The organism is Vulcanococcus sp., from assembly GCF_044369115.1.
GTDB lineage: Bacteria > Cyanobacteriota > Cyanobacteriia > PCC-6307 > Cyanobiaceae > Vulcanococcus.
Genome location: NZ_JBIPMN010000168.1, coordinates 1 through 5,825 on the forward strand (window position 1 = coordinate 1; position 5,825 = coordinate 5,825).

The following is a 5,825-nucleotide window of genomic DNA, read 5'->3' on the forward strand; positions in this document are numbered from 1 at the left end:
CCATACGGGCTGCAAGCCCTGCTGGACGGGGTTTGTGGTGGGCTTCTGATTTCGGCCGTCTGCCGTTCTTTGCGGCGTTCTTGCTGCGCCGTTGCTATGGAGAGTTCACCCGGCTCCTGGGGCCATGACACGCATTCGCCAACGCCGCGATCGCCACTTCATCGATGACCGCGATTGCCTCTATTGGATCAACGGTCCGGAGCATCACTGCTATCTCTCCGAGCAGCGCCAGTGGCGAACCGGTCTCAGCTTCGATGACGTACTCACCTGGAAGCAATGCGCCCCAAGCGGTCTGGTGAGCCAGCGCTTCAGCTCCCTCCAGGCGGCCTGTGAGGCGTTTGAGCACAACCAGGTGCAGTGGTCGTTGGATCTTTACCTGCGCCGCATGGGCGATGAGATGGCACTGCAACGCGGGGTGGACGACTACAAGCCCACTGCCCTGAAAGAGGAGGAGGTGCGCACAGGCCGGTTGCGCTTGCAGCCCTGGCTGGGCTCCGATCCCACCCCGGCTCCCCGCTGCGAGTTGACCGCCCGGCCAGCGTCCTGCAGGCCTGCCACCGCGGAGCTCCCCCACCAGCTGCGGCGGCGCCGCAGCAGCGCCGCTAGCCGGCCAGTTCGCTGAGCTCCAGCCAGCGCTCCTCGCCGCGCGCAATCCGCTCCAGCAGCGCAGAGAGCTCTTCACTCAAGGCCTCGAGGGCGGCGTAATCACTGCCGCCCACGGCCAATAGCCCCTCCAGTTCGCCGCGGCGCTCCTCCCATTGCGGCAGCTGCACATCGAGCTGTTCCAGCTCTCGGGTTTCCTTGAAGCTGCGGCGCCGGGTTTTGGTGGCGGTGGATGCAGGGGGCGGGGCTGCGGTGGCGCCGGGTGCGGCTGTGTTTCGCCTCGGGTTGCTGCTGGCGCTGCTGTTGTTGTTGGGTGAGGCCCCTTTGCTCTGCTGCCGTTCGAGGTAGCTGCTGTAGTTCCCTTCGAAGCGCTCCAGCTGCCCGTTCTCGAAGCTGAACAGCCGATCCACGGTGCGATCGAGGAAGTAGCGGTCGTGGGAGACCACCACCACACAGCCGCGGAAGTCTTCGAGGAAGTCTTCGAGCACGGTGAGGGTCTGCACGTCGAGATCGTTCGTTGGCTCATCGAGCAGCAGCACGTTGGGAGCCTCGATCAGCAGGCGGCAGAGGTGCAGGCGGCGGCGCTCGCCGCCCGAGAGCTTGCTCACCGGCTGGTGCTGCTGGGCCGGAGGGAACAGAAAGCGCTCCAGCAACTGGGAGGCGCTGAGGGTGGAGCCTTCGAGCTCCACGCTGCTGGCAGCCTCCTTCACTACATCGATCACCTTGCGCTGCCGGCCCGCGGCATCGGTGCCTTCAAGCACGTGGTGGCTGTGCTGATCGAAGTAGGCCAGCTTCACGGTGCTCCCCAGCTCGATCCGGCCGATGTGGGCCTGGCGCCGCCCGGCGATCAGATCCAGCAAGGTGGATTTCCCCGAGCCGTTGGGGCCGATGATCCCGATCCGATCTTCGGGGCTGAAGTCGTAGCTGAAGGCGCGCAGCAGGGGTGAGGCACCGCCATCGCGCGCTTCGTCGCTGGCCCACACCCCCAGCTCTTCCGCTTCGATGGCGCGTTTGCCCAGGCGGCGCTGGTTGGTGGCCAGGCTCAGCTGCCCTTTGGCCTGGCGCTTGGGCTGCTCCTGCATCGCCTCGATGCGCTGGATGCGGGCCTTTTGCTTGGTGCTGCGGGCCTTGGGGCCTCGTTTGAGCCACTCGAGCTCGCGTCGCAGCACGCTGCGCAGCTTGGCTTCACTGGCGGCTTCCGCGGCATCTTCTTCCGCCTTGCGGGCCAGGTAGTAGGCGTAGTTGCCGCTGTAACTGCGGGCTTCGCCGCGGTCCACCTCCACGATCCGGTTGGTCACCTGATCGAGCACGTAGCGATCGTGGGTGATCAGCACCAGGGCGCCCCGGAAGCGCTGCAGGTAGCCCTGCAGCCACTGGATGCAGTCGGCATCGAGGTGGTTGGTGGGTTCATCGAGCAGCAGCACATCCGGATCGGCCACCAGGGCTGCGGCCAGGGCCAGGCGTTTGCGGTAGCCACCGGAGAGATCGCCCACACGGCGTTGGGTGTCGCCGATGCCCAGCCGTTGCAGCACTTCACGGATTTGCTGCTCCAGATCCCAGGCCTGGCTCTGGTCCATCCGGGCGTTGAGCTCGCCCAGTTCGGCGAGCAGGGCGGTGTCGTCGCTGCCGGCGCTGTGGGCGTGGGCCAGGGCATCGCTCACCTCGGTGTAGCGCCGCAGCAGCTGCATCTTCTCGCCGCTTTCGGCGAACACCTGCTCCAGCACCGTGCGCTCCGGATCCATCTCCGGCTCCTGGCTCACCAGCACGATCCGCGCCTGGGGCAGCACGCGCCGCTCGCCGCCGCCGGGCGGCTCCAGCCCCGCCAGCACGCGCATCAAGGTGGATTTGCCTGCTCCGTTCGGCCCGATCAGCCCCAGCCGCTCCCGCTCGCCCACATGCAGGCTCAGACCGTCAAACAGGGTGCGGATGCCGTAGTCCTTGCGGACATCCACCAGGCTGATCAAACTCACGAACCAGGCTTCTGCCGCTGCGCTTCCAGATAAGCAAACACGCTCTTGTCGCCCACATCAGCGGCGGCGGGCATCGGGAACTTGCGCAGGGTGAGCACCAGAAGCAGCGCCGCTTCCACCCCCATCAAGCTGCCGCTCGCCGCCACGGGCAGCAAACCGCTCAGGGCACCAAGCAGGGCCACGGGCAGCAGCAGCGTGACCCCGATTGCTTCAGGGCGACGGAAACAGAAGAACTCCTTGAAGCCGATGCCGGCCAGGGCGGCAAAGAAGGGGCCGATCGCCCAGAGCCACGCCGGCTGGCTCGCCACTGCATTCGCCATGCAGGCCGGGCCAGCGCTGATGGCCAAGGCCACAAAGCCCACGCTCCCCAGCAACCAAAGCAGCTGCAGGGCCTGATGCAAAGGCCTGAGGTAGATGTGAATCCAGCGCAGGGCCAGGCCAACCCCCAGCAGCAGCGGCAGCAGCCAGGGCCACAGCCACGCCCCGCCCCACTGGCGCCACTGCAGCAACAGCCCTGCCTGGGCGACGGCCGCGATGCAGAGGGCCAGCCGATAGCCGAACACCTCCCGCTCGTCCTCCGCCGTGATGCAGTACGGCCCGTAGACCCCTTCAAAGCTGGTCATGGCGGCGGCGGCGCTTGCACCAGTGTGGCCAGGGCGGGTCCAGCGGGCACGATGCCTGATGGGTGCAAGGGAAAAAGGGCAGCGAAGTAGTCCTCGCGCCAGGCCTGATCGCAGCAGGTGTCTGCCACTCCGGGCAGCGCATGGAAGCGTTGGCGCCACTGCCATAGGGCGGGCAGCTGCCACAGGGGCCGCCGCGACACTCCGAACAGCGGCGCGTACACCAGCTCCAGCCGAATCAGGGTGGGGAACAGCTGCACATCCGCCAGGGTGAGGCTCTCCCCGCAGAGCCAGGGACCTGCTCCAGGGCTCGCCAGGGCGGATTCGACCTGATCAAGAGCAGCAAACAGCTCGCTCTCAGCTCGGTCGTAGGCCGCCTGGTTGCGGGCAAAGCCGCAGCGATAGACCCCGTCGTTCACGGCCCCTTGCAGCAGCTCGCGCCAGCGCGTGATCTCGGGGATCAGCGCCGTCGGAGCCAGATCGTGCGCGGGGGCTGTTGCGGGCCACTGGTTAAGCAGTTCGATCAGCCGTGAGCTCTCCCCCAGCACCACCCGGCCGCTGCCGGCCTCTACCAACACCGGCACCGTGGCCCGCTGGCTGGCGCCAGCGCCAGAGCGCCGGTAGAGCTCCTGCAGGGTGGTGCAGCCGAGAAATGGTTTTGGGAAACGCCAGCGGCCCGCTTTGGGATCGGGTTCCACGGTCAGCAGCGCGATCGAAGGCTGCAGCTGCCGCAGCACCCACACCAGCCAGGCCCGGTGGGCCCAGGGGCAGCTGCGCCCCACGATCAACACGTGGGAGCCAGCCCCTGCGGCATTGGCGGGCAGCGGCGGCAGTGCGTTGAAGGGCGAGACCGGCCTGCGGTAGTTGCCATCGCCATCGGCAGGGCCAAGGCCCTGCATCAGTTGCAGCCATTGCCAGCGCCAACCGGCCCGGGCGGCGCTCACCACGGCTGGAGGAATGGCCATCACCGGCATTGCTGGATCACTGCCAGGCTGGCGCAGCAATCCGCCGGAGAACAGGCATGGGCCAGGGCCGAGTTCTGGTGGTGGCGGCCACCCATGGCAACGAGCGCAACGCCCCCTGGCTGCTCGAGCAATGGAAGGCGCGGCCAGAACTGCTGCGCCATGCGGGCCTTGAGCTGCAGCTCACCATCGGCAATCCCGAGGCTTTTGCTGCCAACCGCCGCTACCTCGATCGCGACCTCAATCGCTGCTTTACGCCCGACCTGCTGGCTGACAGCACCCGCAGGGAGCGCGAGGTGCAGCGTGCCCGCGACCTTCTGGCGGCCCATGGCCCCGATGGATCCCAGCCCTGCGCGGTGGTGCTCGATCTGCACAGCACCACCAGTGCCATGGGCAATTCGCTGGTGGTGTACGGGCGGCGGCCGGCGGATTTGGCCTTGGCAGCCGGTATTCAGGCCCGGCTGGGATTGCCTGTGTATTTGCACGAGGCCGACGCTGCCCAGACCGGTTTTCTGGTGGAGCGTTGGCCGGCAGGCCTTGTGATTGAAGTGGGGCCTGTGCCCCAGGGTTTGGTGTCGGCGGTGATCTGCCGGCAGACCCAGTTGGCCCTGGAGGCCGCCCTCGACACCCTGGCCGCGGCTGCCGCGGGCCGGCTACGGCTACCCCACGCCCTGCAAGTGCACCTGCACCACAGCAGCCTCGATCTACCCCGCAGTCCGCAAGGGGTTCCCGTAGCAGCCCTACATCCCCAGCGGCAGCACCGCGACTGGCAGCTGCTTCACCCGGGTGATCCCCTCTTTTGGAGTGCCGATGGTGCAGCGCTGCCTTTGGAGCGGAGCTCAGCCCTGGAGGCAGGCGCCCGCTGGCCGGTGTTCATCAACGAGGCCGCCTACGGCGAGAAGGGCATCGCCCTGAGCCTCTGCCGCCGGGAGCTCTGGCGCTGCCAGCCCAGCTGGGCTGAGGCACTGGGCGCGTTGGTTCAACGCAGCGGGCCGTTGTAAATCAGCTGGGCCACCGTGCGCCCATCGGGGCTGATCAGGATCTCGCTGGTGGTGGTGGGAGCGGTGCCCAGTTGCTGCCAGCCTGGGGCGCCTCCGTTGAAGCGGAAGAGAAAGCCCTGATCGTTACTGCTCACCAGGCAGCTGCCGCCGCTGCCGCCTGAGGCAAACATGCAAGCCGCTGGCATGTATTGGCTGAGGCCTCCGTTGAGCTTCACCACTGTGTTGCGCGCCAGGTTCATGGCCCGCTGCCGCGCCGGTGCCTGCTGCTGCAGCTGGTCGATTCGCTCGAGCGTTTGATTCACGCCCTGGGTGAAGCCGGCAACAGGGCTCAAGGCCAGAGCTGTGGCAGCGGCGAGAGCGCCGGCGATCGGGGTGAGGCGTTGCATGGGGTTCGAGGTGGTGGGAGCTCAGCCGCAGGCCCAGGTGCTCTGTTCCTTGGTGCAGGGCAGATCGCTGCTGGTGCCGTCGGCCCAGTAAATCCGAAGCCTGTCGTCGCTGGTGCCCATGCGGAACGTGAGCGACTTCACCGGCCCGGCGGGCGCTTTGCCCGAAGGGTCCGCTGTGCTCCCCGCCCCTGGACTGGCCTGACGCTGCTCCAGCTGCTGCAGCCTCAGTTCGATGCGGTTGAGGCGCTCGTTCTCGGCGGAGGGATTGCTCTGGCAACCCACC

The 5,825-nt window shown here is 67.5% G+C and carries 7 protein-coding genes; 2 read left to right on the forward strand and 5 right to left on the reverse strand.

Going from position 1 to position 5,825, the window contains the following annotated elements:
- Positions 1 to 124 precede the first annotated feature (124 nt).
- Entirely contained in the window at positions 125 to 622 is a 498-nt protein-coding gene (locus ACIQ2E_RS11935) for a hypothetical protein (RefSeq protein ID WP_398330740.1), read from the forward strand.
- Here the strand turns inward: ACIQ2E_RS11935 and ACIQ2E_RS11940 are convergent.
- From ACIQ2E_RS11940 to ACIQ2E_RS11950, 3 genes are read right to left on the reverse strand one after another with little or no spacing between them, the layout of a single operon-like run.
- The gene (locus tag ACIQ2E_RS11940; RefSeq protein ID WP_398330743.1) at positions 603 to 2,573 is read right to left on the reverse strand and encodes an ABC-F family ATP-binding cassette domain-containing protein; all 1,971 of its coding nucleotides are present in this window, start codon (positions 2,571 to 2,573) and stop codon (positions 603 to 605) included. The genes ACIQ2E_RS11935 and ACIQ2E_RS11940 overlap by 20 nt on opposite strands.
- On the reverse strand, positions 2,570 to 3,196 hold the full coding sequence (locus ACIQ2E_RS11945) for a DUF2301 domain-containing membrane protein (RefSeq protein WP_398330746.1): 627 nt from the start codon (positions 3,194 to 3,196) through the stop codon (positions 2,570 to 2,572). Before ACIQ2E_RS11945 ends, ACIQ2E_RS11940 begins: the two co-directional genes overlap by 4 nt.
- On the reverse strand, positions 3,193 to 4,158 hold the full coding sequence (locus ACIQ2E_RS11950) for a glutathione S-transferase C-terminal domain-containing protein (RefSeq protein ID WP_398330749.1): 966 nt from the start codon (positions 4,156 to 4,158) through the stop codon (positions 3,193 to 3,195). Before ACIQ2E_RS11950 ends, ACIQ2E_RS11945 begins: the two co-directional genes overlap by 4 nt.
- A gap of 56 nt (positions 4,159 to 4,214) precedes the next feature.
- Between ACIQ2E_RS11950 and ACIQ2E_RS11955 the strand changes: the two genes are divergently transcribed.
- Positions 4,215 to 5,156, forward strand: coding sequence for an aspartoacylase (locus tag ACIQ2E_RS11955; protein ID WP_398330751.1), 942 nt, complete (start codon positions 4,215 to 4,217; stop codon positions 5,154 to 5,156).
- Here the strand turns inward: ACIQ2E_RS11955 and ACIQ2E_RS11960 are convergent.
- Together ACIQ2E_RS11960 and ACIQ2E_RS11965 are read right to left on the reverse strand one after the other, a co-directional pair.
- A complete protein-coding gene (locus ACIQ2E_RS11960) occupies positions 5,135 to 5,542 on the reverse strand; it encodes a hypothetical protein (protein ID WP_398330754.1) in 408 nt (135 codons plus the stop codon). The genes ACIQ2E_RS11955 and ACIQ2E_RS11960 overlap by 22 nt on opposite strands.
- A 21-nt stretch (positions 5,543 to 5,563) precedes the next feature.
- Entirely contained in the window at positions 5,564 to 5,824 is a 261-nt protein-coding gene (locus ACIQ2E_RS11965) for a hypothetical protein (protein ID WP_398330757.1), read from the reverse strand.
- Position 5,825: the final 1 nt, after the last annotated feature.

What these genes read in the sequence shown, in the direction of transcription:
- ACIQ2E_RS11945 (WP_398330746.1), bottom strand. Translation starts at nt 3,196, where the DNA reads ATGACCAGCTTTGAAGGGGTCTACGGGCCGTACTGCATCACGGCGGAG.
- ACIQ2E_RS11935 (WP_398330740.1), top strand. Translation starts at nt 125, where the DNA reads ATGACACGCATTCGCCAACGCCGCGATCGCCACTTCATCGATGACCGC.
- ACIQ2E_RS11960 (WP_398330754.1), bottom strand. Translation starts at nt 5,542, where the DNA reads ATGCAACGCCTCACCCCGATCGCCGGCGCTCTCGCCGCTGCCACAGCT.
- ACIQ2E_RS11955 (WP_398330751.1), top strand. Translation starts at nt 4,215, where the DNA reads ATGGGCCAGGGCCGAGTTCTGGTGGTGGCGGCCACCCATGGCAACGAG.
- ACIQ2E_RS11950 (WP_398330749.1), bottom strand. Translation starts at nt 4,158, where the DNA reads ATGGCCATTCCTCCAGCCGTGGTGAGCGCCGCCCGGGCCGGTTGGCGC.